The sequence below is a fragment of the Sedimentitalea sp. genome (assembly GCF_039973035.1).
In the GTDB taxonomy this organism is placed as follows: domain Bacteria; phylum Pseudomonadota; class Alphaproteobacteria; order Rhodobacterales; family Rhodobacteraceae; genus Sedimentitalea.
Window position 1 is genome coordinate 255,165 of sequence record NZ_JBDWLR010000020.1, and the last position, 25,609, is coordinate 280,773.

At 58.4% G+C, this 25,609-nt stretch carries 24 protein-coding genes and 1 pseudogene; 6 read left to right on the top strand and 19 right to left on the bottom strand.

The features are described 5' to 3' along the window. Positions 1 to 190: 190 nt before the first annotated feature. Positions 191 to 1,057, bottom strand: coding sequence for a LysR family transcriptional regulator (locus ABJO75_RS04060; RefSeq protein WP_348131426.1), 867 nt, complete (start codon positions 1,055 to 1,057; stop codon positions 191 to 193). A gap of 101 nt (positions 1,058 to 1,158) precedes the next feature. Here ABJO75_RS04060 and ABJO75_RS04065 point away from each other — a divergent pair, with 101 nt between their 5' ends. Both ABJO75_RS04065 and ABJO75_RS04070 read left to right on the top strand, forming a co-directional pair. Then, positions 1,159 to 1,317 carry a hypothetical protein gene (locus ABJO75_RS04065; protein ID WP_348131429.1) on the top strand — a complete coding sequence of 53 codons (159 nt, stop codon included), beginning with the start codon at positions 1,159 to 1,161 and terminating at the stop codon, positions 1,315 to 1,317. Between the two features lie 165 nt (positions 1,318 to 1,482). Continuing rightward, positions 1,483 to 1,776 (top strand): antibiotic biosynthesis monooxygenase, encoded by a 294-nt coding sequence (locus tag ABJO75_RS04070; RefSeq protein WP_348131432.1) that lies wholly within the window; start codon positions 1,483 to 1,485, stop codon positions 1,774 to 1,776. Between the two features lie 184 nt (positions 1,777 to 1,960). Here ABJO75_RS04070 and ABJO75_RS04075 read toward each other — a convergent pair whose 3' ends face one another. The 5 genes from ABJO75_RS04075 to ccoN all read right to left on the bottom strand — a co-directional run bounded on the left by ABJO75_RS04075 (position 1,961) and on the right by ccoN (position 6,667). Then, the gene (locus ABJO75_RS04075) at positions 1,961 to 3,004 is read right to left on the bottom strand and encodes a fatty acid desaturase (protein WP_348131434.1); all 1,044 of its coding nucleotides are present in this window, start codon (positions 3,002 to 3,004) and stop codon (positions 1,961 to 1,963) included. 256 nt (positions 3,005 to 3,260) lie between these two features. Beyond that, a complete protein-coding gene (ccoP, locus tag ABJO75_RS04080) occupies positions 3,261 to 4,130 on the bottom strand; it encodes a cytochrome-c oxidase, cbb3-type subunit III (protein WP_348131437.1) in 870 nt (289 codons plus the stop codon). Further along, complete coding sequence (locus ABJO75_RS04085) at positions 4,127 to 4,312, bottom strand: cbb3-type cytochrome c oxidase subunit 3 (RefSeq protein ID WP_348131440.1); 186 nt, start codon at positions 4,310 to 4,312, stop codon at positions 4,127 to 4,129. The genes ccoP and ABJO75_RS04085 overlap by 4 nt, the downstream gene beginning before the upstream one ends. A gap of 9 nt (positions 4,313 to 4,321) precedes the next feature. Beyond that, complete coding sequence (gene ccoO, locus ABJO75_RS04090; RefSeq protein WP_348131443.1) at positions 4,322 to 5,047, bottom strand: cytochrome-c oxidase, cbb3-type subunit II; 726 nt, start codon at positions 5,045 to 5,047, stop codon at positions 4,322 to 4,324. A gap of 12 nt (positions 5,048 to 5,059) precedes the next feature. Then, the gene (gene ccoN / locus ABJO75_RS04095; RefSeq protein ID WP_348131446.1) at positions 5,060 to 6,667 is read right to left on the bottom strand and encodes a cytochrome-c oxidase, cbb3-type subunit I; all 1,608 of its coding nucleotides are present in this window, start codon (positions 6,665 to 6,667) and stop codon (positions 5,060 to 5,062) included. Between the two features lie 195 nt (positions 6,668 to 6,862). Here ccoN and ABJO75_RS04100 point away from each other — a divergent pair, with 195 nt between their 5' ends. Continuing rightward, positions 6,863 to 7,702, top strand: a complete 840-nt coding sequence (locus tag ABJO75_RS04100; RefSeq protein ID WP_348131449.1) for a universal stress protein — start codon at positions 6,863 to 6,865, stop codon at positions 7,700 to 7,702. 78 nt (positions 7,703 to 7,780) lie between these two features. On the opposite strand, the gene ABJO75_RS04105 is transcribed toward ABJO75_RS04100, so the two are convergent. Further along, positions 7,781 to 8,035, bottom strand: coding sequence for a GlsB/YeaQ/YmgE family stress response membrane protein (locus ABJO75_RS04105; RefSeq protein WP_348131452.1), 255 nt, complete (start codon positions 8,033 to 8,035; stop codon positions 7,781 to 7,783). A gap of 71 nt (positions 8,036 to 8,106) precedes the next feature. Next, positions 8,107 to 9,429 (bottom strand): aminotransferase class I/II-fold pyridoxal phosphate-dependent enzyme, encoded by a 1,323-nt coding sequence (locus tag ABJO75_RS04110; protein ID WP_348131454.1) that lies wholly within the window; start codon positions 9,427 to 9,429, stop codon positions 8,107 to 8,109. 101 nt (positions 9,430 to 9,530) lie between these two features. Between ABJO75_RS04110 and ABJO75_RS04115 the strand changes: the two genes are divergently transcribed. Continuing rightward, a complete protein-coding gene (locus ABJO75_RS04115; protein WP_348131457.1) occupies positions 9,531 to 10,415 on the top strand; it encodes a LysR family transcriptional regulator in 885 nt (294 codons plus the stop codon). Here the strand turns inward: ABJO75_RS04115 and ABJO75_RS04120 are convergent. Further along, positions 10,406 to 11,149, bottom strand: coding sequence for a Crp/Fnr family transcriptional regulator (locus ABJO75_RS04120; protein ID WP_348131460.1), 744 nt, complete (start codon positions 11,147 to 11,149; stop codon positions 10,406 to 10,408). The two genes, ABJO75_RS04115 and ABJO75_RS04120, sit on opposite strands and share 10 nt — an antisense overlap. 82 nt (positions 11,150 to 11,231) lie before the next feature. On the opposite strand from ABJO75_RS04120, the gene hemN reads away from it, so the two are divergent. Beyond that, complete coding sequence (gene hemN, locus ABJO75_RS04125; protein WP_348131462.1) at positions 11,232 to 12,587, top strand: oxygen-independent coproporphyrinogen III oxidase; 1,356 nt, start codon at positions 11,232 to 11,234, stop codon at positions 12,585 to 12,587. A 2-nt stretch (positions 12,588 to 12,589) separates the two neighbouring features. Here the strand turns inward: hemN and ABJO75_RS04130 are convergent, their stop codons facing one another. From ABJO75_RS04130 to ABJO75_RS04155, 6 genes and pseudogenes are all read right to left on the bottom strand, one after another. Then, positions 12,590 to 14,146: a trypsin-like peptidase domain-containing protein gene (locus ABJO75_RS04130; protein WP_348131464.1), complete on the bottom strand. Its 1,557-nt coding sequence runs from the start codon at positions 14,144 to 14,146 to the stop codon at positions 12,590 to 12,592. A gap of 90 nt (positions 14,147 to 14,236) precedes the next feature. Further along, entirely contained in the window at positions 14,237 to 15,814 is a 1,578-nt protein-coding gene (locus ABJO75_RS04135; RefSeq protein ID WP_348131467.1) for an ABC transporter ATP-binding protein, read from the bottom strand. Next, complete coding sequence (locus tag ABJO75_RS04140; protein ID WP_348131470.1) at positions 15,811 to 16,917, bottom strand: ABC transporter permease; 1,107 nt, start codon at positions 16,915 to 16,917, stop codon at positions 15,811 to 15,813. The genes ABJO75_RS04135 and ABJO75_RS04140 overlap by 4 nt, the downstream gene beginning before the upstream one ends. Beyond that, on the bottom strand, positions 16,918 to 18,003 hold the full coding sequence (locus ABJO75_RS04145) for a microcin C ABC transporter permease YejB (protein WP_348131473.1): 1,086 nt from the start codon (positions 18,001 to 18,003) through the stop codon (positions 16,918 to 16,920). Between the two features lie 9 nt (positions 18,004 to 18,012). Continuing rightward, complete coding sequence (locus ABJO75_RS04150; protein WP_348131476.1) at positions 18,013 to 19,917, bottom strand: extracellular solute-binding protein; 1,905 nt, start codon at positions 19,915 to 19,917, stop codon at positions 18,013 to 18,015. Between the two features lie 470 nt (positions 19,918 to 20,387). After that, positions 20,388 to 20,891: pseudogene (locus ABJO75_RS04155) on the bottom strand (cytochrome c family protein); the annotation flags it as partial. 118 nt (positions 20,892 to 21,009) lie between these two features. Between ABJO75_RS04155 and ABJO75_RS04160 the strand changes: the two are divergent. Beyond that, positions 21,010 to 21,843, top strand: coding sequence for a prephenate dehydratase (locus ABJO75_RS04160; protein ID WP_348131479.1), 834 nt, complete (start codon positions 21,010 to 21,012; stop codon positions 21,841 to 21,843). 38 nt (positions 21,844 to 21,881) lie between these two features. Here the strand turns inward: ABJO75_RS04160 and ABJO75_RS04165 are convergent, their stop codons facing one another. The 4 genes from ABJO75_RS04165 to nudC form a co-directional block, all read right to left on the bottom strand. Continuing rightward, positions 21,882 to 23,291, bottom strand: coding sequence for a PepSY domain-containing protein (locus ABJO75_RS04165; RefSeq protein WP_348131482.1), 1,410 nt, complete (start codon positions 23,289 to 23,291; stop codon positions 21,882 to 21,884). 181 nt (positions 23,292 to 23,472) lie between these two features. Continuing rightward, complete coding sequence (locus ABJO75_RS04170; protein ID WP_348131484.1) at positions 23,473 to 23,838, bottom strand: polyketide synthase; 366 nt, start codon at positions 23,836 to 23,838, stop codon at positions 23,473 to 23,475. A gap of 72 nt (positions 23,839 to 23,910) precedes the next feature. Continuing rightward, positions 23,911 to 24,378: an SRPBCC family protein gene (locus tag ABJO75_RS04175; protein ID WP_348131486.1), complete on the bottom strand. Its 468-nt coding sequence runs from the start codon at positions 24,376 to 24,378 to the stop codon at positions 23,911 to 23,913. 38 nt (positions 24,379 to 24,416) lie between these two features. Further along, positions 24,417 to 25,400 carry an NAD(+) diphosphatase gene (gene nudC / locus ABJO75_RS04180; RefSeq protein WP_348131489.1) on the bottom strand — a complete coding sequence of 328 codons (984 nt, stop codon included), beginning with the start codon at positions 25,398 to 25,400 and terminating at the stop codon, positions 24,417 to 24,419. Positions 25,401 to 25,609: the final 209 nt, after the last annotated feature.

Genomic DNA, 25,609 nt, shown 5'->3' on the forward strand with positions numbered 1-25,609 from the left:
GGGCCTCATTCTGTGGCCTTGTCACAGATGCCAGGCGTTCAAGCTTTGACATGGGTCAAAAGCGCATCAGACATTCATATTTTCTGTATACTCAGTTTTCGGCGGAGTTTACATCGCGGCAGTGTGTCACCCTGCCTTGCCTTTGAGGACGCGAATTGCGCCATATGACATGACGGGCTGCAACGGAAATTCAACTTTTTTGCCGTCTCAACCACTTCACAAACGCCTTGGCATGCGGTCGCAAAATTCCGGGGCGCGTCACGATGTGATAGGCGGATGGTGCCTCGGAGAACAGTTCCACCAATCGTCCCGCCTTAAGATCCGGTTCCACAAAATCGCGCACCACCACCGATACGCCCTGCCCGTCCCGCACGGCGTCCAGCAACAGGTTTCCCGGCATTTGCACGCGGCCACCGACGATGCCCCGGTTGACTCCCTTGGCGCGCAACCATTGGCTCGACTCGCTGGTGCCCAATTCTTCGAGCCAGGGAAAATCCGCTAGATCACGTGGGTCCGTGATCACCTTGCCTCGCAACAGTGACGGTGCGGCAACCACAACAAGGAGCGACTCCAACAGCGGCTCTGAAATCAGCCCGGGCCATTCGCCCTTTCCATGACGCAGTGCCACATCTATGCCACCCGGTGCCAACGCCACGACGGCCGAACTCGGATCAAGCATCAGATCAATTTCCGGATGCGCGGTGCGAAACCCGTGCAGCCGCGGCATCAACCATTGCGCAGCAAAAGTCGGCGTTGTCGAAATATGTAGCGGGCGCACGGCATCCTCTGCGGACAATTCCTGCACCGCCGTGCCGATGGCGCCGAACCCCAATGTAACTGCATCTGCCAACCGCTGTCCCTGTTCGGTCAACTGCAGCGCCCGCCCCGACCGGTCCAGGAGCGGCGTATCAAGATGCGCTTCCAATCCCCGCAAATGTTGGCTAATCGCTGCATGACTGACGTTAAGCGCCTCACCTGCTTTGGTCACGCTTCCGGTCTGCGCAAAGGCAGCAAAAGCGCGCAACGTCGCAAGCGGGGGCATATCGAGCCAGTTCATATGTAATCCCGACTTACATTATGGATTTATTACTGAGTCGCAAATTTCACACGCATCGTCAAGGATCAGGACATCGCAACCCTCCAACGCAGGAGACTGACATGCTCAACATCTACGCCCGCAGCTTTATGACCGCCACACGCACCGGAACCACGAAAGTCTATGATGTTCCCGCAACCCCTCGCGCCAAACGCCGGTGGCTTCCTGAAGGCCATTGGTGGTTGCGCCGCAGCCGCTGCGTCGATCTCGACAAACTTTGACAGGCGAAACGGGCGGGCGATATTTACGCCCGCCCAGACGCGCAGTCATGACCTGCGTGATCTGGGCGAAACGGGCGGTCACGACATTTGCCCTCCAATATGGTATGAGTTGGCATCCGAGGCATTCAGACAGGCAGGAACCCAAGCTCACAAGGAGTTGGGACAATGCTCATGCGAATATTTCAGGTCACAACCCGGCCCGGAAAAGAGGAGGAATTCGGTAAGTTCTTCCACGAAACCGCGATACCGCTGATGAAAAGAACAAAGGGAATTGTGCAGGTTTTGCCGGGTGCCCCCCGATCAGACAGCCCCAGAGAATTCAGCTTTGTCATGATCTGGCAGGATCTCGCGTCTCTCAAGGCCTTTGTGGGCGATGACTATCAAAGCGCCCATGTCGACCCGGCAGAAGCGGAATTGGTCGAATCCAGAACCATCAAACACTACGATCTCGTGGAATGAGTTGGGGAAGTGACCATCATGCTGACGTGACGCTGTAGTTGCGGTTGGGTTACATACAGGTTGTTGGTCAAGCCTATCGCGGTGCACTGCTGTTACCGCAGGCATTGCCAGAAGCAAGGCGAAGCTACCTATGCGCCCCAAGCGTCGGCGCGCGGTGTTCGGAAACAGAACTTAGCTAGCCGCGCTATGGCGTGTCATACCGATCTCTGGCTTGCCTGAACGACAACAGGCGGCGATCCTGTTCGTCCCAGAGATGCAACCGGCTGCAGGCAAAGCTTTCGGCCAGCGTCATGCGGTTCATGCTGGTCAGAATCGTGTGGTCGCGCAGCACCTCTGTCAAACGATAAAACGGAATGCGGCTATAGAGGTGATGCACATGATGCACGCCGATGTTTGCAGTGAACCAGCGCAGTACCGCAGGGAGATCATAAAACGAACTGCCATGCAGCGCCGAATGGTGCAACTGCCAGTCTTCTTCCTGATTCCAGTTGGTGTCTTCAAACTGGTGCTGGATATAGAACAACCAAACCCCGATCGACGCGGCGATCAAGGTGGTCGGAAAGAACACCAACAACACCGGCTCCAACCCGCCGAAATAGATAATCACGGCAATGATCGCGGCAATCGCCAGGTTGGTGCCCATCGCACTTGCCCAGTACCGCCATCCGGCCCCCATCAACCCGATTGGCAAACGGTTTTGCAGAAAAAAGATATAGCTCGGCCCCAAACCGAAAAGCGTGAACGGGTGCCGATACACCCGGTAATGGAACCGCCAAAGGGGCGACAACGCCCGGTATTCCGTAACGGTCAGAGTATGCACATCGCCGATACCGCGCCGCGACAGGTTTCCGGCCGCAGAATGGTGCATCGAGTGGGTTCGGCGCCAAACATAATAGGGTGTTAACGTCAGGACGCCCAGAACGCGGCCAACCCAATCGCTGGCCATGCGATTGCTAAAGAACGCCCCGTGACCGCAATCATGCTGAATCGCAAACAGACGCACCAAAAAGCCAGCGTTCAATATGGAAATCGCAAGTGTCAGCCAATAGCTGACCGACAGGGACCACCAGGCCAACGCCCAAAGCAGAACAAACGGCACAAAGGTCACGGCAAGTTCAAACAGGCTCCGCCACAGTTGCGGTTCGCGGTATTTCGACAGAGCTTGAACCCACTCGCGCGGACTCTTGTCGGATTGACCTTGCGGTTGACTGTACTCGGTACTGCTCATGCGCCTGCTTTTTATCTTTTATCCACGCACCCGGATAAAGGTTCGCAGCCACATGGCAAGAAGATTCGGCCCGGATCGTGGTCGTACCGGCGAAAACACCGGCCCAATGCCAGTGCAGTTTCGTAGAATCCCGATTGAGAGGAATCACTTCACCCGTCATAAGGGTACCGGCCTTTCAGGAAACGCGCGAACAGATCGAAAGGCCGGCACCACGCTCCCGGGCGGCCAAGGCCGCTCGGGAGTGTCTCTCTGGTTGCTATTCTCCGCCGCCCAACTGGTGGACATAGGTAGCAACGGCGCGAATTTGCGCCTCGCTCAAACGGTTGCTCCAGGGGGGCATCACGCCAAAGCGGCTGTATGTTACCGTTTGGGTCAGCGCCTCATAGTCGCCGCCGTACAGCCAGATGGCATCCGTAAGGTTCGGGGCGCCCTGTTCACGATCACCGGTTCCGTCTTCGCCGTGGCATGCGACACAATTGTCTGCAAAGACCTGCGCGCCCGCCGCAACCTTGGACGCATCCTGCGGGGTGCCCGACAATGACATCACATAGTTCACGACTTCGTCGACCTGCTCCGGCCCGAGAATTTCATCGCGACCAAAGGCTGGCATTTCCGAATACCGTGCGTCGTCATCGTCTTCATTGCGAATACCGTGCGCGATCGTTGTGTAGATCGCTTCGATATCACCTCCCCACAGCCAGTCATCATCCAGCAGATTGGGATAGCCCTTGGCCCCCGCCGCGCCAGACCCGTGGCACTGCGCACACCAGGTACGGAACACGGCGCCCCCGGCGGAAACCGCGTAGGTGTCGAGTTCGGCGTTGTCGGCAATCGAGGTAAGCGCCACCTCTACCAGTTGGGTGTTGATCGATGCGTTGCCCTCTTCGACCGCAGCGATCTGTTCGGTTACCTCGCCGCGCGAAGACCAACCGAGAACACCGGCCGTCGCGCTATGGATCATGGGCCAGGCCGGATAGGCAATCGAATAACCAATCGCCCAGATGATGCAGAGATAGAGAGTCCACAACCACCAGCGCGGCATCGGGTTATCAAACTCTTCGATCCCATCCCAGCTGTGGCCAGTGGTGTTCGGATCGTCGTCATATTTTACCGGTTTCTTGCTCATTTCCTCGCCTCCTTGGATGCGGCAGGTTTGGACTCGTTTCGAAACGGTATGTTGGCCGTATCCTCATAGGTTTTCTTGCTGCCCGGCCGGAACACCCACAGGACGATCCCGATGAAAAAGACGAACATCAACAAGAGCATCCAGCTGTCTGCGAATTGACGCAGGAACGAATAGACTTCCATCGTATCCCCCTAGCGGCTTGCGTCTGGCGTGAATGTCGAGAAATCGACAAGCGTACCAAGCATTTGCAAATAGGCGATCAGCGCATCGACCTCTGAAATCCCCGGCTGACCGTCAAAGTTGCGGACCTGCGCCCCGGGATACCGTTCCAGCATGGCGTCATAGTCCCTGTCCGGATCGGCCTGCGCCCTGAAATCAGACGCTGCGTTGTCGATCATGTCCTCGGTATAAGGCACGCCGACGGCAACCTGCGCTTTTAGCAGATCTTCGATATATTTCGGCTCGATCAGCTTATTTTCGAGGAACCCGTATTTCGGCATCACCGATTCTGGCACCACCGCCTGCGGATCGCGCAGGTGATCAACGTGCCATTCATCCGAATAGCGCCCACCAACCCGGGCCAAATCCGGCCCGGTCCGCTTGGACCCCCACTGGAACGGGTGGTCATACATCGACTCGGCCGCAAGGCTGTAGTGGCCGTACCGCTCTACCTCGTCGCGCATCGCGCGGATCATCTGGCTGTGGCAGACGTAACACCCTTCACGGATATAGATCTCGCGACCGGTCAGTTCGAGCGGCGAGTATGGCCGCATGCCTTCCACTTCCTCGATCGTGTTTTCCAGATAGAACAGCGGAACGATTTGAACGAGACCGCCAATGGTCACCACCAGAAAGCTGAAGATCAGCAACAGGGATGCGTTGGTTTCAAGGACCTTATGCTTGTCGAGAATACCCATGATCCGGTCTCCTTATTCGGCCGGAATGGCTGTTGCGCCGACGGCATCTTTTGCCGGGGCTGCGCGTACAGTCATCCACAGGTTATAACACATGATGACCGCACCGGCGAGGAACATGACCCCACCCAGACCGCGCACCACATACATCGGGAACTTGGCTGCAACCGTGTCGGCGAACGAGTTCACGAGGAAACCGTTTGCATCCACTTCGCGCCACATCAGACCTTCCATAATGCCGGTCACCCACATGGATGCCGCATACAGAACGATACCGATGGTCGCGAGCCAGAAATGCCAGGACACGAGGCTGAGCGAATAGAGGCGTTCACGCTTCCACAGCACCGGAACCAGATAGTACAGGGCACCAAAGGTAATCATCCCGTTCCAGCCCAATGCACCGGAATGCACGTGTCCAATGGTCCAGTCGGTGTAGTGCGACAGCGAGTTGACCGCGCGGATCGACATCATCGGCCCCTCGAACGTCGACATGCCATAGAACCCGACCGAGATCACCATCATCCGGATTACCGGATCGGTGCGTAGCTTGTCCCAGGCGCCAGACAGGGTCATCAGCCCGTTGATCATGCCGCCCCAGCTGGGCATCCACAGCACGATCGAGAACACCATGCCCAGGGTCCCCGCCCAATCCGGCAGCGCGGTATAATGCAGGTGGTGCGGACCGGCCCAGATATAGAGGAAGATCAACGACCAGAAGTGGATGATCGACAGTTTGTAGGAATAGACCGGACGCTCTGCCTGTTTCGGGATGAAATAGTACATCATCCCGAGGAAGCCGGCCGTCAGGAAGAACCCCACAGCGTTGTGGCCGTACCACCACTGCGTCATGGCATCCTGAACCCCGGAAAAGAGCGAGATCGAGCGGCTGCCCCAGATCGAGACCGGAACCGCCATGTTGTTGATGATGTGCAACATGGCCACGGTCACGATGAACGCCAGATAGAACCAGTTGGCCACGTAGATATGCGGCTCTTTGCGTTTGACCAGCGTGCCGAGGAAAATCGCCAGATAAGCCACCCAGACGATGGTCAGCCACAGGTCGACATGCCATTCCGGCTCCGCATACTCTCTGGATTGGGTTGCGCCAAACAGATAGCCGGTTGCGGCCAGAACGATGAACAGCTGATAGCCCCAGAACACGAACCATGCGAGATTACCGCCCCAGAGCCGCGCTGCGCTGGTGCGTTGAACCACAAAAAAAGACGTTGCGATCAAGGCGTTGCCGCCGAAGGCAAAGATAACTGCCGAAGTGTGCAACGGACGCAACCGACCAAAGTTGGCATATCCCTGCGCCCAGTCAAAGTTGAGCTGCGGAAAGGCCAGCTGAAAGGCGATGAATGTCCCGACAAGGAAACCAACCACCCCCCAAAAGGCCGTGGCGATCACGCCGGCGCGGATGACCGAGTCGAAATACTCTGTCTGTGGCGCAGGAGCGGGTTCAGGTTCGTCCGTGCGACGCACAGTATAAAGAAAAAGCCCACCGGCCACGAGCATCACGATGATGGCGTGGACCATGTAAGCCGTATCTCGCGCGTAGTTGATCCCGATCATCGCCACCAGCGTGATCAGACCAAGCACGACAAGCTTGACATAATTCGACATGTTTCGTCCCTTTGGTCTTGCCCGCACGATTCGCTTGCCACGCGGACATATGTTAGTCTGGGTGTTTGATGCAAAACGGCGCAAGGGACCGCATTGATCTACATCAATACAACCCGTGGGGTTCTATGACAGCTTCCACGCTACACTATCCCGGCACCAAATCCAGCCGGTGACATCAAAATCTACGAGGTCCAAATGGCTTTCAAATCTCTGCTCACCGTCCTGACTGGCCTGGAAGACGCCGATCCGGCGCTTCGCCAGATCATCGCACTCGCAGGGGCGCAGGACGCCCACGCCGAGGCGCTGTGTCTGGGCGTGGACTGCACTCAGACCGGTTACTATTATGCCGGTGCCAACGCCATGTTATTGCAGGAAACTCTGACCCGGGCCAATGCCGAGGCCGCTGAAATCCTGGCCCATGCCAATGCCGTTCTTGGAAAATCCGGGGTCATGTGGTCTGCCGATGACGGGGTTGCGCAAATCGCAGATCTCGGGCGTCATGTGGCACATCGGGCACGCTTTTCCGACCTCGTTGTGCTGTCGCGCCCTTACGGCAAAAACCGCGGGGCAGCAGCAGAGCCGATTGTCGAGGCGGCGTTGTTCGAAGGCCACGCCCCGGTGTTGGTTGTACCGGACGAGGGTGAACCCCTCACCACGCCCAAGAACATCTTGGTTGCCTGGAACCAAAGTGTAGAGGCGATGCGTGCGATCCGACGCGCGCTGCCATTCCTTCGCGCTGCTGACCTTGTCCGCATCGTGGTGATTGACCCGCCGACACATGGTCCGGAACGCTCGGATCCCGGTGGGTTGTTGGCACAGATGCTGGCACGTCATGGTGTGACCTGTGAAATCGACGTTCTAAGCAAATCAACGAACCGGGTGTCCGATGCCCTGAACCGTCACGCAGTTGATACCTCGGCCGATCTGATGGTGATGGGTGCCTACGGCCATTCCCGGTTTCGTGAAGCGATTCTGGGCGGTGCCACCCGCAACATGTTGGAACAGGCAAAAATCCCGGTCTTCATGGCGCATTGAACCGCAACCGGGTCGACCGGTTTCATGAAGCCCAATAGTTTGCAGCGCCCCACAATGCAGCTGGGGCGCTGTTACTGTTCAAGCCTTGCGCATCAGGCCGATGATGAACAGCAGGATAACCGCACCGATTGTGGCGTGAAAGATCGAGGCAAAGACGCCACCCCCGACTGAAAATCCGAGAGCCGGAAAAATCAGACCCGCCACAAATGCACCGACAACACCGACGATGATGTTCCCGAACACGCCAAAACCCCGGCCCTTCATCACCTTTCCAGCGAGCCACCCCGCAATGGCCCCGATCAAAAGCATTGCCAGAACGCTGCCAAATTCCATGTCCGTATCCTCACGTTATTGATAGCAGGCAGGTTCGCACCAAGCGTCGCTGCCCGCAACCCGTACAGCCATCAGGAATGAATGTAGTGCATCCCCTGAAACTCTGCGCGCATTTCGCGGGTGCGGGTCGCCACAGATTGAGGATCGTTTCCAAGCAACCCTTCCGCGATCAAGGCAGCAAGACGCGGTGCATCCGCTGGCGTAACACCCCGCCGGACCAGTTCCGGTGTGCCGATGCGCAATCCGTTCATGTCACCTGCAACTTCCGCAATTGGCAACCCGATGCCGCAGGCCAGGAACCCGGCCTTGCGCAGGGTCTTTGATGCGGCTTGGCCACCGCCAAATCGCGCAGCCTCAAGCGCAAACTGGTGTGAACCTGTTGCGCCCTTGGCCGTTTCGAAAACCGGCAAGCCAAGCGCTGCCAACTCTGCCGCCAGCGCCTGCGCCAATTCGATCATGGCCTGCGCATAATCGGCCCCGAATTCGATCCAGTCCAACATGGTCAGGGCAAGCGCCGCAGACTTCGCCGCATCAAAGTTGGCTGTCATGCCCGGAAAGGCGATTTCATCGAGCCGCTGTGCGATGTCTGCGTCATCGGTCACAATCAACCCGCCAGCCGGACCACCAAGGCTTTTGTAAGTGCTCATCGTCATCAGATGTGCGCCGTCCTTCAACGGGTTGGACCAGACGCCGCCCGCAATGATGCCGCATTGATGTGCGGCGTCGAACAGAACCTTGGCCCCGACCTCATCCGCAATCGCACGGATTTCGCGAACAGGATGGGGCAATAGATTGAGGCTGCCACCGATGGTGATCAACTTGGGCCGCACACGCAACGCCATTTCGCGCAAGGCATCCAGATCAACCGTGTACCCATCCGCATCAACAGGCGCAGGGTGGGTGGCGAGCCCGTATAGGCCAGCACATCCGCCCGCATGGTGGGTGACATGTCCGCCCACCGACGCGGGTGGCGCGATGATTGCATCGCCCGGCGAAGTCAGCGCCATAAAGGCATAAAGGTTGGATTGCGCACCTGACGCCACCCGGATTTCGGCATAGGCCGCGTCAAACACCTGCGCGGCCATCTCTGCCGCGATCACTTCGATCTCTTCGATCGCCTCCAGCCCCATCTCGTACTTGTCACCCGGATATCCCAACGAAGGTCGGCTGCCGAGACCGGCGGCAAGGATTGCTTCGGCGCGCGGGTTCATCACGTTAGTGGCAGGGTTCAGGTTAAAGCACTCGACCTCATGGATGTGCCGGTTCTGCGCGGCCAACGCCTCGATCCGCGCCGCGATATCGGTGGCGGATGTGCCGGTCAGGCTGCGCGCAATGTCCTGCACGCGGGTTTCACAATGGGCCGGAACCCAGGGGCGGTGCGCAAGGTTGGTCATGCGGTGTTCCTTTGTTTGCTGAACACAGTCAAAACATCACGGCGAGTTGCGCGCAAACCACTATTCTGAAAAAATAGGGTTAGAAAAATTGAGTCTTATCCATGTCCGTTGCCCCACCGCGTCCAAAATCCTTGCCACTGACCGCGCTGCGTGCGTTCGAGGCCTCCGCCCGTCTCGGAGGTTTTGCGGCCGCCGCCGAAGAACTGCATGTCAGCCCCGGCGCGATTTCGGCCCACATCAAAACCATCGAGGCCGAACTGGGCGCGACCTTATTTGCGCGCACGACGCGCGGCGTAACACTCACACCGCTTGGCCAACGGGCGTTACCTAATTTTGCCGATGCCTTTGACCGGCTTGGCGATGCGGTTCAGAACCTGCGCGCCGATGCCGCCCCCGGCGTTGTCCATATTGCCGCACTGCCCGCAATCGCACAGTTCTGGCTGTCTCCGCGCCTACCAGCCCTGCGCGCTGCGGCACCTGAAATCCAGATCTCGATAAGCGCATTGGAACACCCTCCGAACCTGAAGCGCGTCCCCTATGATCTGTGCCTGTTCTACGACGCCGCCAAAGGAGAGTCGGTTACAGACGATGCGTTGCTCCCGGTATGTGCACCCGCCATTGCCAAACGATTGAAGCACCCAAGGGACATGGCGGACCTGCCCTGCCTGACAGACACCGGCTGGCCCGACGACTGGCAGACATGGATCGCCGAAGCGCTGCCCGATGCGAGTTTCACCCCCAAAGGACCGGTATTCTCACTCTATTCCCTCGCCGTGGAGGAAACCATCAACGGTGCCGGCATCCTGATGGGACACCGGGCGTTGATCGGACCATATCTGGCCAGCGGAAAACTGGTTGCGCCCTTTGACATGCCAGTGCGCCTGAACGCATCCTTGCGCATGTGGAGCTTGCGACCAGCGCACAAGTCCAGCCCGGTCAGCCGTGTCGGGGATTGGCTTCGTTCCGGCGGAACAGATCAGCCGTAGAAGCCGCCGTCGCTGTCATCGCCAGCGACTTCCATCAGTTGGCCAAGATCCGGCACGATGACATGGCGCTTGCCTTCCAGCTGGATCACTCCGTCCTTCCGCAGCGCCGACATCTGGCGGCTCACTGTTTCCAGTGTCAGACCCAGATAATCCGCCATCGCCTCTCGCGTGAGGGGCAGGTCGAAGACCATCGTACCGTTCGGTCCATCCGGCGTCAGCGATGCATCTCTGCGGCCGATAATGCAAAGCAAGCTGGCGATCTTTTCCCGCGCGGTCTTGCGCCCCAGAACCAACATCCATTCCCGCGCCGCATCCAGTTCATCAAGGGTCATTTCCAGCAACCGATGCGCGATATGCGGCGTCTCGTTCATCATCTTTTCGAACGGAGATTTGCGAAAACAGCACATGACAATATCGGTCGTCGCCACCACGTCATAAGGCGCCCCATCACGTCCCGGTCGGCCAACAAAATCCGAGGGCAGCAATAGCCCCACCATCTGCGTGCGACCGTCTTCCATTGTCTGGGTCAGAGTCGCGACGCCGGATACGACCGAACCGACGAAATCCATCTTGTCCCCCGACCAGATGATCGTCTGCCCCGCTTCAAAGCTTCGATAATACTTAATTTCTTCCAGCCGTGCGAGTTCGTCCGTCTCGCATCTCGCACAGACAGCCTTGTGACGTATCGGGCATTCAGCGCAATGCGGCGCGATCTTGTGTCTTGGCACGTTCATGTCATGTCTCTTGATGTGTGCTTTGCGGTCCAGTTGATCTGGGTCAAGGATCAAGACCATAAACCCGATTTAGCGTATACTCATGATACCCAAATCACAATTGGCCAAGCTGGGACTCTTTGACGCCAAGGTCCCCCGCTATACGAGCTACCCGACAGCGCCTCAATTCAGCAATGATGTAGGCCCAGACACATATGCCACGTGGATCTCGCAGATTCCCGAGGATGGTTCGATCTCGCTTTACGTGCATGTGCCATTCTGCCGACGCCTGTGCTGGTTCTGCGCCTGCCGCACGCAGGGTACGCAAAGCGAGGCACCCGTGCGTGCCTATCTTGAAACGCTGAAATCCGAACTCTTGCTGCTAAAGCGGCACCTTCCTCAGGGCGTGACACTGTCACGGCTGCATTGGGGCGGCGGTACGCCAACGTTGCTCAGCCCAGCGATGATTGCGGAACTGGCCGGGGCGATTGCTGATGTCGCGCCCTTTGGACCAGACGCTGAATTTTCGGTCGAGATCGATCCCAATGAGCTTGACGCGCCACGTCTGGACGCGCTCGCGGCCGCAGGAATGAACCGGGCCTCGATCGGCGTGCAGGATTTCGACGACGCAATCCAGAAGACGATCGGGCGCATTCAGGGATATGACATCACCCGCGAGGCGGTCGACATCATCCGGGACCGGGGTGTCGCTAGCCTGAATGCCGATATCCTGTTCGGCCTGCCGCATCAGACGCAGGCCCGGATGACCGAAAGCGTGCAAAAGCTGCTGTCTCTCAATCCCGACCGGGTCGCGCTTTATGGGTATGCGCATGTGCCATGGATGGCCAAACGCCAACAATTGATCCCGTCGGAAGCCCTACCCACCCCGCAAGAACGGTTGGCGCTGTTTGAGACCGCTCGAAAGCTGTTTCTATGGGATCACTACGCCGAAATTGGTATCGATCACTTTGCCACCAAACAGGACGGGCTGACCAGCGCGCAACAAATGGGCCGACTCCGGCGGAATTTCCAAGGCTATACCGATGATACATCTGACGTTCTGATCGGGATCGGTGCCTCTTCAATCTCGCGCTTTCCACAGGGGTTTGCCCAGAATGCGCCTGCGACCTCGGCCCATACGGGCAAGATTCGCGCCGGATCGTTCTCGACCTCGCGCGGCCACCAGTTTGGCGGTCAGGACGCCATGCGCGCCCGGATGATCGAGAGCCTGATGTGTGATTTCCGTGTTGATGGCTCCGAAATCATCCACCGCTTTGGCATTGGTCAAAACGACCTCAACCAGATGTTTGACAAGGCACAGCAGGAATTTCCGGGTATCCTGACCATCGAGGACAATGCCCTTTTCATACCGCAAGACGCCCGCGCACTGACCCGTATGGTGGCGCGCAGCTTTGACGCCTACGACCTCAGCAAGGCGGGCCACAGTTCCGCGATCTGAGGTTACTGCACAGGCGCGGTCGCCAACGCCTCGATCAGGTTGCTGACATGCGCCGCCAGCACGCCCAGATTCGACCCTCCGAACTCGGGGATAATAGCCGTGTTAACCGCAACCACCTCGCCGTTCGCGTTCAGCACCGGGCCACCGCTGCCTCCATGTGTGGTTTCCGCATCATAAACGACGGTCACGTCGGTTGCCTGGCCGACGATCCCGCGGCTGGCAAGCGGCGCGATCAGATTGGCGGCGGCCAACTGCCCCGCGACCGCCCAGAACCCGGTTTCTCCCGCCTCTTTCAGTTCTTGCACAAAGGTTGACCCGGTTTGGGCCAACATCGACTTCAATCCGGTAGGGTATCCCATCACGATCACCTCGTCGCCCGGTGCCGGCGCCTCCTGGGAGATTTCAAGACCGGGCACTTCTGCGCCCCTATCCATCGCCAAGGCGGCAAGGTCCATGCTGTCACTCACCGCCAGTACCGTCAGCGTCACCGGAGTTGGCTGCCCCGGAAAATACGCGATGAACCGGGTCAACACGGGCTCGATCTCTTCGCCGCCTGCACGCACGACTACTCCCCACGGCTCGGCCACATGTCGATTGGAAATCAACAGATCGCGTCCGGCCAGTACGAAGCCGGTTCCGTTGAACGGCACCTCGGCAATGTCGCCGGTGCCTGACAAAGACAGGAACGGCTGGCCATTGGGCAAATGCACAGGCAATCCATTCTGGCCAACCACATGGCGCAGCGACTCGCCGGTCTTCTTGTGACGTAGACTGTAACCGCCCTGCAGAAACGCCACCGAAGGCGACGCCGTTGAAATCACCCGCCGACTTGCCCCACTCCGAGCTTCTAGCGTGCGCAATCGTTCGGCATTCGTTGTCAGCCGCTCGCCCAACTCGCTCTGCAATGCGGCGAGATCTGCGGGGCGAATACTCTCGCGCCGCTCATCCGCCAAAGCTGTGGCCACGGCGTCGATCTGAACCGTCCCGGTTTCCAGCCGGGCTTGTATGAGCTGATCTGCGCGATGTTGTTGATAGAGTGTATAGGCCAGCAACCCCAAGCTCAGGACAACAAGCGCTCTAAAGAAAATAGACGTGTCTCGCGCCAGCCGTCGCACCAAATCTGCTGCGGCAAAACCCAATCTGCTAAGCAGCGGGCGTCGGCTGGTTCGAACATAGCACAGTACATCATCAAGTATTTCGCTAACCGTCAGACCCGGCCCGTGGCTGTCGTCATACAGCCGAAATCGTGACAGAGGCCCGGTTTCGCCAAACTCGATCACATCACCGTACCCCAACGCAGCCGATTGCACCGGCTTGCCGTTCAACCAAACCGGCTGTGTTCCGACGACCTCGATCTCATAGGTGCTGCCAACGCGCCTGAATCTTGCTATCGCATCCGGGTTGCCCTGGTCCGGATGGGTTTCGGTAAAAACCAATCGCTTGTCAGGCCGCAAACAGACATCCACCGCCCGCGCGGTGATCCACGAGAGTTTGCCACGCATCGGACCGGTCAGGTGTTCCAGCGCGGCGGCATTCCAGTGTTCCGGATCGGGCGACATGGCAGCAGTCTAACACGCAGCACACCGAATTTCACCGCAACGATTGTCACGAAACCTAGGGCGTCCGTTACAACGCAGGCAATTGGATGCCTATCCAGCCGCCTTGATCAGCGCGCGCGTATACTCGGTCTGGGGTCGCTCAAACAGATCCTCTGCCGTGCCATATTCCACAACATCGCCCTGTTTCATCACGATCACCTTGTGGCTCATCGCACGCACGACCTTGAGGTCATGAGAGATGAACAGATAGGCCAGCCCGTATTTGCGCTGAAGGTCACGCAGCAGATCCACGATCTGGACCTGCACCGTCATGTCCAGCGCGCTTGTGGGTTCATCCAGAACCAGCAACCTTGGCCGCAGCACCATCGCCCGCGCAATCGCGATCCTTTGGCGCTGTCCGCCCGAAAATTCGTGCGGATATCGATCCATGGTGGCCGGGTCCAACCCGGTTTCGACCATCGCCTCGGCGACCAGTTCGCGCTTGTCGCGCGTCGGGTCCACCTTGTGGATGTTCAGCCCTTCGGAAATGATCTGCTGACAGGTCATCCGGGGCGACAGGGACCCGAACGGGTCTTGAAACACGATCTGCATCTCGGCCCGCAGGCGGCGCAACTCCCGTGTCGACCATTTTCGCACATCCTGCCCGCGAAAGGTGATTGCACCCTGAGACATGATCAGCCGCATCATGGCCAGCGCCAGCGTCGTCTTGCCCGAACCGGATTCGCCCACGATGCCCACGGTTTCGCCTGCACGCACCGAAAGCGAAGCATCATTCACCGCCTTTACGTAACCTACGGTCTTTTTCATGAATCCCTTCTGGATCGGGAACCAGACCTTGAGATGGTCGGTGCTGGCCACCGGCTCGGCATCCGGGGCAACCGGGTCGGGTTGGCCTGATGGTTCCGCCGCCAACAACTTTTGTGTGTAAGGGTGCCGTGGATTGGCGAATATCTCGGCCGTTGGGCCGGTCTCGACGATCTCGCCACCTTTCATTACGCAGACCCGGTCTGCCACCCGCCGCACGATGGCCAGATCATGCGTGATGAACAGCAGCCCCATGTTCTCCTGCGCCTTGAGATCGGCGAGGAGTTCGAGAATCTGTGCTTGTATGGTGACATCCAACGCGGTGGTCGGCTCGTCCGCGATCAGGACATCCGGCTTGTTGGCCAAGGCCATGGCGATCATGACACGCTGACGCTGTCCGCCGGACAGCTGATGCGGATAGGCGCCCAGCCGGGTCTCGGGATCGCGGATACCAACCTTGACCAGCAGGTCGAGGATCCGATCACGCGCCTCCTGCCCTACCAAACTCTGGTGCAGCGCGAGCGATTCCGACAGTTGCCGTTCGATCGTGTGCAGCGGATTGAGCGAAGTCATCGGTTCCTGAAAGATGAAACTGATGTCGTTGCCACGCACCTTGCGCAACAGCTTTTCCGGCGCACCGATCATCTGCTGACCGTCATAGGTCACACTGCCTTCAACGCGCGCGCTGTCGCCCAGCAACGACACGGTCGACAGCGCCGTAACCGACTTGCCCGACCCGGATTCACCGACTAGGGCAACCGTTTCACCGCGATCCACGCTAAACGAAACGCCGCGCACTGCTGCGGTGCTCTGACCATCCTGCGAAAAGGACACGCTTAGATTTTCGACCGTCAAAAGGCTCATGAGAACGTCTTTCTCGGGTCAAACGCGTCTCGGACGCCTTCGAAAATGAAGACCAGCAGCGACAGCATGATGGCAAAGGTGAAGAATGCGGTGAACGCCAGCCAAGGCGCTTGCAGGTTCTGCTTGGCCTGTAGGGTCAGCTCCCCCAGTGACGGGGCAGACGACGGCAAACCGAACCCGAGGAAATCGAGCGAGGCCAGCGCCGCGATGGTTCCGGTCACGATAAACGGCAGCATGGTCAGCGTCGCCACCATTGCATTGGGCAGCATGTGGCGGAACATAATGGTCAGGTTCCCGACTCCGAGTGCCTTGGCCGCGCGAACATATTCAAGGTTCCGCGCGCGCAGGAACTCGGCCCGCACCACGCCGACGAGCGACATCCAGCCAAAGGCAATCATAAGGAACACCAGCAGCCAGAAACTGCGGCCCAAAATCGCGAACATGATGATGATGACGTAGAGCTGCGGGGTGCCTGACCAGATCTCGATCACCCGCTGAAAGATCAGATCAAGCCATCCCCCGACATACCCCTGCACCGCACCTGCGGCGATGCCGATCAGGCTGGACACCGTGGTCACGATCAGGGTGAACAGGATTGACAGTCGAAAGCCATAAATCACCCGGGCCAGCACATCACGCTTGGTATCGTCGGTGCCCAGCAGGTTCTGACCATTGGGCGGCAAGGGGGCTGCGCCGGGCCGATCCACCGTGGTGTTGAACGAATAGCGGATTGGTGGCCACAGCGCCCAGCCCTGCTCGATCGGCTCGCCTTCGATCATGCCGGTGCGGGCCTCTTCCATCGTGGCCTCGGGGTCTTCGAAACATAGCGCTGAGCCGCCGGAGCGGATCAGGCATTCCACCTCGGGATCACGATAAATCGCCTCGGTCTGGAAATCCCCCCCGAACGCGGTCTCGGGATAGAAGTTGAAGATCGGGGTGAAATAGTCGCCTCGATAGTTCACGAGGATCGGTTTGTCGTTGGCGATGAACTCGGCAAACAGCGACAGGCCGAACAGGATGCTGAAGATGATCAGAGACCAGTACGCACGGCCATTACGGCGGAAATTTCGCCAGCGGCGCTGGTTGAGCGGAGACAGAGCCATTTATCCCTCCCGCCGTTCGAAATCGATACGTGGATCGACCAGCACATACATCAAATCCGACAGGATCCCCGTCAGCAACCCGATCAGGCCAAACATGTAGAGCGTGCCAAAGACCACCGGATAGTCCCGCGCTACGGCGGCCTCGTACCCAAGCCGACCCAACCCATCCAGCGAAAAGATCGTTTCGATGATGACCGAGCCGCCAAAGAACACCCCGATGAACACCGCCGGAAAGCCCGCGATCACGATCAGCATGGCGTTGCGGAACACATGACCATAAAGCACCTTGCGCTCGCTCAAACCCTTGGCCCGCGCAGTCATGACATAGTGTTTCTTGATCTCGTCAAGAAAGCTGTTCTTGGTCAACAGCGTCAGCGTCGCAAAGGCCGAAATCGTCGAGGCCAGCACCGGCAACGTGATATGCCAGAAATAGTCGCCGATCTTGCCAAGCAGACTGAGTTGATCCCAGTTGTCGGACGTCAGCCCACGCAGTGGGAACACTTGCCAGTACGAGCCGCCTGCAAACAGCACCAAGAGCAGGATCGCGAACAGAAATCCGGGAATCGCATAGGCCATGATGATGATGCCACTGGTCCAGGTATCAAACGACGACCCGTCCTTGACGGCTTTGCGGATGCCCAACGGGATCGAAATCGCATAGGCGATCAGCGTCGACCAAAGGCCTAGCGTAATTGAGACCGGCATCTTTTCGAGGATCAGGTCGATCACGCTTGTGGAGCGGAAATAGCTCTCGCCGAAATCGAAGCGGGCGTAATCCCAGAGCATCTTGAAGAACCGCTCCAGCGGCGGCTTGTCCAAGCCGTATTGCCGCTCCAGTTCCTCGATGAACTCCGGTGGTAGCCCTCGCCCACCGACATAGCGATCATTGGCGCCGGTGGTCTGAATCTCGACATCAGAACCACCGCCGGCGATGTTTTCAAACACATCTCCACCGCCCTCCATCTGAGCGATAATCTGTTCCACCGGCCCGCCGGGCACGAATTGTACCAGCACGAAATTGATGATCAGGATGCCCAGAAGCGTCGGAATGATCAGCAACAGGCGTCGGGCGATATAGGCTCCCATAGGGTCGGATTACCTCAGCGCGCCAGAGGATTTCAGTTCGGCAGCCTTGTCGGCATTGATCCACCACAGGTCCTCGATACCGAGCGCATAGGGTGGCAGGTTCTCAGGGTATTCATATTTGTCCCAATAGGCGACCCAGTGTTTGCCCAGATACCATGTGGGCACCATGAAGCGTTTGGAGCGCAACACCCGGTCCAGCGCCCGCACATTGGCGGTCAATTCATCGGCCTCGGTTGCGGAAACGATGTTGTCGATCAGAACCTCGATGTCCGGGCCGTGGATGCCCGACGGATTGAACACGGAAAACTCTGCAGCCTCGGTTCCGTATTGCTGATACAGCCCCGTAGATGGCTGCAGCGACGTCCGATAGCCGCCGGATATCATGTCAAAATCCCTCTCGCGCCGACGCAGGGTGAACTGTGCGTTGTCGATCCGATTGTAACCCGCGGCAATACCCATCGCCTTCAGGTTCTCGACAAACGGCATGATGATGCGGTCGAGCACCGGATCGTCCGATAGGAATTCGATCTGCAGGGTTTGTCCCTCAGCATTCCGACGCACCCCGTCATCCCCGACCATCCAGCCGGCCTCGTCGAGCAATTTCATCGCGGTGCGCAGGTTGCGACGATCATTGGGGCGTTCTGGTTTGCTGCTATGGGCGCTGACCGGTTCCGAGGTCAGCACCTCCGGGTCCAGATCGTCGCCAAGCGATTCCAGAATCTCCAATTCGCGGCCCTCGGGTATGCCCTTGGCCTCAAGATGGGTGCCTTCCCAGAACGAATTGCGTTGCTGAAACAGCCCGTATTGCAGGCTTTCGTTGGTCCATTCAAAGTTGAAGGCAAGTTGGACTGCGGCGCGTACGCGCGGGTCCTGAAACTGCGGCCGATCCATATTCATCACGAAACCAGTCGCCGATGGCACCTCGCCATCCGCCAATTCTTCTTTCACGACATAGCCCTTGTCGATGGCGGGGAAGTCATAGGAGGTTGCCCAGCTCTTGGAGTTGTTCTCTTGGCGGAAGGTAAACTCGCCCGCCTTGAAGGCCTCCATCGCGGCAATCGAGTCACTGAAATACTCGATCCGGATCGTGTCATAGTTGTTGCGTCCGACGTTCACGTTGATGTCGTCACCCCAATAATCGGGGTTACGTTTGTAGACGATGCGCCGATTGATGTCATAGCTTTCAAGGACGTATGGGGCCGAGCCGATCCCCGGCTCCATCCGAGGCTTATCCAGCCGACGGTTTTCGGGATCTGCTTCGAACCATGCCTTGGAAAAGATCGGCGTTCCGCCAACCTGTGTGATCATCGCACGGCGCGGAAAACCCTCGGCAAAGTAGAATTTGACACGGTGCGGCCCCAGCACTTCGGCCTTGGGGATGCGTTCGCGCACCGCCTCGGCATAGGATTGCAGCCCCTGATCCAGCAACAGGTTGTGGGAAAACACCACATCCTCGGCCGTCACCGGCGTACCATCGGAAAACCGCGCCTCGGGACGCATGTTGAAAATCACCCAGTCCTGGCTTTCCGGGTATTCAAGGCTTTCAGCAACAAGCCCGTAATAAGACGCTGGCTCGTCATACGACGGAATCAGCAGCGACTCGTACTGATCTGCCGAACGCGCGCCTGCGCGGCCTTGCCGATTAAAGGGGTTAAAGCTGTCAAACGTACCTTGCGAGGCATAAGACAACTCGCCGCCCTTGGACGCGTCGGGATTGACATAGTCAAAATGCGCGAACCCCTCGGGGTATTTCAGGTCACCAAATTCAGAGAACCCGTGCTGCTTGATGATCTTTTCATCGGCAAGTGCAAGCGTCGTGAACCCCAGCAGCATCAAAAGCGCCAAACCGACAATCCCGACCTGTCTTTGCAACGATATGGCACGGGTCGTGGTCACGGCGGAGTCGTGGTTCATCTTGCTCTTCCTCTGTGAAACGGCACGTCTGAGCGCCCTGTCTCTTGCCGATGTAAGCTAATGGACCCGAGTGCCAAGATACAAGTTGCGAAAATGTGAGAAACTGACAATTGGCCTGCAATCTCCGCAAAAACCGGGCTCCATCTGAGGTGTCCGAAACTCAGACACGGGTGTCCCAAATGTAAGGGCCGCTGCGCATGGCAGCGGCCCTCTCAAATTCCGTCAACTATGAGGTAGCCTCGATCATCCCGACATTGCCGACCTGTGGCCGACATCCGTGCGATTTAGTCGGAGGTCTCAGCTTCGTCAGTCGCGGCCTCGGCATCAGCATTCGCTTCTTCTGCCGCTGCGCCATCTTCCGCTGCTTCGGCTTCGTTGCCGTCCTCTTCACCAGCCGCTTCTTCCGCGGCTGTTTCCTCAGTGGCAACCTCTTCCGATGCTTCAGCGGCGGCCTCGATCACATAGGGCGAATCCGAGTTGCTATTCAGATAAGCGATCAGATTCACACGATCCTGCGCCTTCTTCAGCCCGGCAAAGCTCATCGTGGTACCTGGAACTTCAGCGCTCGGCTTGGTCAGGAAGTCGTTCAAATGCTCAGGCGTCCAGTCGCCGGCAACACCAGCCATTGCGTCGGAATAGCCAAAACCGGAAGCCGAGGCGACAGCTCGTCCCACGACACCATAGAGATAGGGGCCTGTGCTGTTCGCGCCGGCCTCAAGCTTGTGGCAGGCGGAGCATTTCTTAAACACCTTGGAGCCTTTATCGGGGTCCGCAGATGCCATCAGGTCATTAAAGCTGACTTCGTCCGCTTCGTCAGGCGCGGCTCCGTCTTCCACTTCGATCACATACGCAGCTTCTGCTTCACCATGCCCGCCTACGTGATACAAACCTGCCGCAGCCCATTTGCCGAGCAAGAGAACCAGAAAAGCACAGAGGAACCCGCCCGCTGCTTTGGTGTAGGTCATCGTATCCATTTGGTCGCGTGTCCATTTGATCCGTTTTGCCGTTGTCTAAGGCTTTCCCTTGGCTGGGGCAAGGTATAGACACCGCGACGAAACGCCCGATTTGAACATGTTGCACGGAAAACCACCGATGACCAACCGAATTGCATTCCAGGGAGAGCCCGGCGCCTACAGCCACGAGGCTTGCCGCAACGCACGCCCGGACATGGAAGCCCTGCCCTGCCGCACATTCGAAGACACCATCGAAGCCGTCAAGGCGGGCAAAGCGGACCTTGCGATGCTCCCGGTCGAAAACTCGACCTATGGTCGGGTGGCGGATATTCACTCGCTGTTGCCGAAATCCGGGTTGCATATCATCGAAGAGGCATTTGTTCGGGTTCACATCAATCTGCTGGGGCTGCCGGGTAGCCAGATCAGCGATATTGAGCATGCGATGAGCCACACGGTCTTGCTTGGCCAGTGCAAGACCTTTTTGCAAAAGCACGGCATTCACCGTGTCACCGGTGCGGACACTGCCGGCTCTGCCCGCCATGTTTCGCAAGCCGGGGATCAGTCACTGGCGGCGCTTGCAAGCCCACTGGCCGGCGAAATCTACGGTCTCGATCTTTTGGCCGAGCATATCGAAGACAATTCCAACAACACCACGCGTTTCCTGATTATGTCGCCAGAGTCCGATACCTCGCGGCGCGGGGCCGACGGTATGATCACGACGTTTGTTTTTCAGGTGCGCAATATCCCTGCGGCGCTTTACAAGGCGATGGGCGGGTTTGCGACCAACGGCGTCAACATGACCAAGCTGGAAAGCTATATGGTTGATGGTTCGTTCACCGCCACGCAGTTCTATGCGGATATCGAGGGGCATCCTGACGATGCCAACGTCGCACTCGCGCTGGATGAACTCGACTATTTCACTGCCAACGTCGAAATCTTGGGCGTTTATCCAGCCGATCCTGGGCGAAATTAGGTTTCTGCGCCGGTCTGGATGACCGGCGCAGACCCAATTCAGGACAGAACCCGGCGCAATGCCGGAATCCGCGACAGAATCAGCACGTCCAGCGCCAGAACCGCAAGCAGCGTCAGCCCCGCCATTGGGAAGGCCAGCGATATTGCCAGCCCGACCAGAACAGCCCCCTGCCAGAGCGGCACGTCGCGCGGCATCGGAGGCGCAGCAAGGCGCCCGGCGCCGGATGGTCGGCGCATCCACCACATCACCGCTCCGCTGACGGCCACAAAGATCACCGACAGACAGAAGATCGTGTTCAGGGCGACATTCCACAAGCCAAGATCACCTTCGTGCAGTGCAATGCCGACAGCCATGCCTTTGCCGTAAACCGAATAATCCGCAAATCGTACATCGGCGAGAATCTTGCCCGTGTACTGATCGATATGAACGGTGCGGTCATCGGTTGGACGCGTGCTGTCATTGCTCATCGAATCGCGCGAGACGGTCCAGACACCTTCTTCTCCGGCGGGCAGGTTCAGCTGAAACCGATTTTCGAACCCGATCTGGTGTGCGAATGCCGTTACACTATCCAGCGTGACTGGGGTGTTGGCGGCAAGCCCGTCTGCCCCGGCCTCGGAACCAGACGCGGGCATCGCGGTCTGCTCAAGCGCCCAGGGTACTTCTTTGACGGCACCGTGGTTCATGCTGGCATGGGTGACATCCGACAGCGGCGCGCCCCATTTTTCAGCAGGAAAGGTATTCCACGCCTGAACGAACTTTTCGCCCCAGATCCCCGCCCAGGAAAGGCCCGAAATCAGGAAGAACACCAGAATGACTGAAACCCACGCGCCAATGGTCGAGTGCAAGCTTTTCCACAGCAGACGACCACGCGCCGCCAAGTTCGGCACAAACACCCGCAGCCCTTGCGTGCCGCGTGGCCACCAGAGGTAAAGCCCGGTGGCAACGAGGACCATGGCGAGCGATGCCGCGATCTCGATCATTCGATCCCCCGTCACACCCAAAAGCAAGGTTCCGTGAATTTCATTTGCCAGATCATAAAGCCCAGCACGGCGGGGCATCTCTGCGAGCACCTCGGCGGTATAGGGATTGATCGCAACCATGATGGCATCATCACCGGCATCGACGCGAAAGATCGCGGCAAGATCTGGCGCGCGCGGCGCGATGTATTGCACCAGCGTTCCGCCGGTGACCGATTCGGTCGCGCTCTGCGCGAGCGTAGACGCGGCGAGCGCCTCTCCTGTGGGCACGACGGAAATCCATTCGCCGTCCCGCCCGGACAGGGTACTGACCCACAACATGATCAGACCTGTCAGGGCCAACGTAACGAGAAAGGGAATGACGTAGAGGCCGGCATAGAAATGCCAGCGCCAGGCTGCGAGATAGAGTTTATTGGGCGACGGTGCGGCATCTTCGGCCTGCAGCGTCTGGGTGGGATCGATAGAAACCATTTGGAGTCTCCGGTAATGGCACGCTCGCTCTGCGAGATGCCGATGTTGGATCTGAAAATTGGTGCAAGTTTTGCGCGGGGGCAGTGTCATCAGAAATGAAAACCCGGCCTTTTCATCAGCATCCCGCTGATTTTAAAGGAAGCTTTCCATACACTGTATCAATGGACGAGACGCCACTGCATCAACTGACCGGGGGACCCCGAACCGGGCGCGACAGGTCGAGCCGCGCGATCTCTGGATAACTCTGATGCTGCGGAACATCCAGTGTGGTGCGCTTGCCAAAAACAGCGATAGCCACGGCGTCATGCTCGGCGAGTACCGCCGAATTGGTCAGCCGACACGCCTCGCAGTTGTTGATGACGTCATGCGATTGGCCGCCAACGTCCCCGCAAAGATCGGCGATCGATCCACCTGCCTGCACGTACGTTGCAAGGGAGGGGTCAGTTAGCGGCGCGGCGAAGCGATGTGCAAAGCCCGAACCCGCCAATGCGCAGATTAGCGCAAGGACGACAAAGAGTTTTGATCTGTTCAATCCGGTGCGCTGCATCGTGCCGCTCTTTTAGCCGCAGCGACGACGACCCGCTAGGGCAAGAATCGCTAAAGTTGATCCCGCTTGTTCCTAGGCAAGCCTGCGATGCCGGTCTTCAAGGCCTTTGGCGTAGCCTGCGACCTTCAGTTTGAACCGCTTTGTCAGGTTGGCTTTGGCCAACTTCAACGACTGGATCAGAAGACGCCCGGACAACGTGCGCGGTTTGAGATTCAGCACAACCGCCATTCGGGTACGGCGCGGTGACAAAGGGACGAGTTCCAACTTCAGAAACCCATCCAGCCCTTGCGATGCCGTCGCAAAGCGCAGCGCGTGAGGCGGATCATACGTTTCTAGCGTAATCTGCGCATCGCGCGACTTGCCGCGCAAAGTGAAGAGCGCGCGCCACGCCATACCGACGACCGGAGCATTGCTGTCCTGCAGCCGCTCCACCTCGATGCCACGTCGAATGGCCGATCGCTCAAAGCTCTCGAATTCGCTCAACATGGCAAATACTTCGTCGGCGGGGGCGTCAATGTCTTCTTTACTCGAAAACTGCATATATCGTCCGTAAGTTCCTGTGCCGACAAAGTGTCGGTCTAATCCAGTGTGTCTGCAAGCCAGTTCTGCAGAAGGAAATGGGCGATCGCCCCTCGGCGCGCTGGTTTGAGCACCGGATGCTCACCCGCAAAGGCGGTCATCATGTCGTCGCGCGTGACCCAGATGGCATCCTCGATCTCGACCGGATCAATCGTGATATCGCGGCCCAAGGCCACCCCGGCACAGCCAAACATCAGGGATGCCGGAAACGGCCATGGTTGGCTGGCCAGGTAACTCACCTCGCCCACCTCGATCCCTGCCTCCTCGAAAACCTCGCGACGTACCGCTGCCTCAAGCGTCTCTCCCGGCTCAACAAACCCGGCCAGCAAGGAATACATGCCTTCGGGCCAACCCGGAGACCGCCCCATCAGCACCGAATTACCGTGCGTGATCAGCATGATTACCACCGGGTCCGTCCTTGGGAAATGATGCGCCTTGCACGTCGGGCAAACCCGCTGCCATCCGGCATCGGTCACCTCGCTTGGCGCGCCGCATTTTGCACAGAACCGGTGACTGTCATGCCAGCCGATGATCGCCTTGGAAGTCGCCGCCAACTCTGCATCACGGCGTTCAAGGCGCGTCATCAGACGGCGCAACTCTGCAAACACGTGATCCTTGGGAAGGTCAGGGTGAACCTGTTCAGTCGGATCAAGGAACAGTCCAAGCGCCGCAAGATCCTGATCCTTGGGTTCCCACGCTGATACATCGCAGGCAAAATGCGGCGCACCCGTTTCGTCGCATCCCAGAAAAACCGGCATCGGGATAGCATCCGCATAACCAGCCTGAAGCACCGGATGGTCCAGAGGAATCCTTGCCAATTGATCGAGTTCAGCGCCCCGCACCAGTGGTTTGCCACGCCACATCACGATCGCCACCGCGTTGCGATGATTCAGTGCCGAGTTAAGCGCCGCTTCGTCGCTCCGGATATGCGCGGCCCGGTCAAGGCCGGAGCCACCGAATGTCACCTGTTCCGCCAGTTTCATCTTGTCGCTCCAAACCCGCCGCGTCGTTCGTTGTTACTGCATCGCAGAAATTGCCACCGGAATTCAATTGCAAAGCCCAGCCTCGATTGACGCCAGATGGCGTCCGTGATGCCACAAAGTCAACCACAAGAACTGGTTTCTCGACGCGAGGGATACATGCTTTCATAGACTTACCGGGAATTGAGCCCGGCAATTCGGGCCCAGACGCA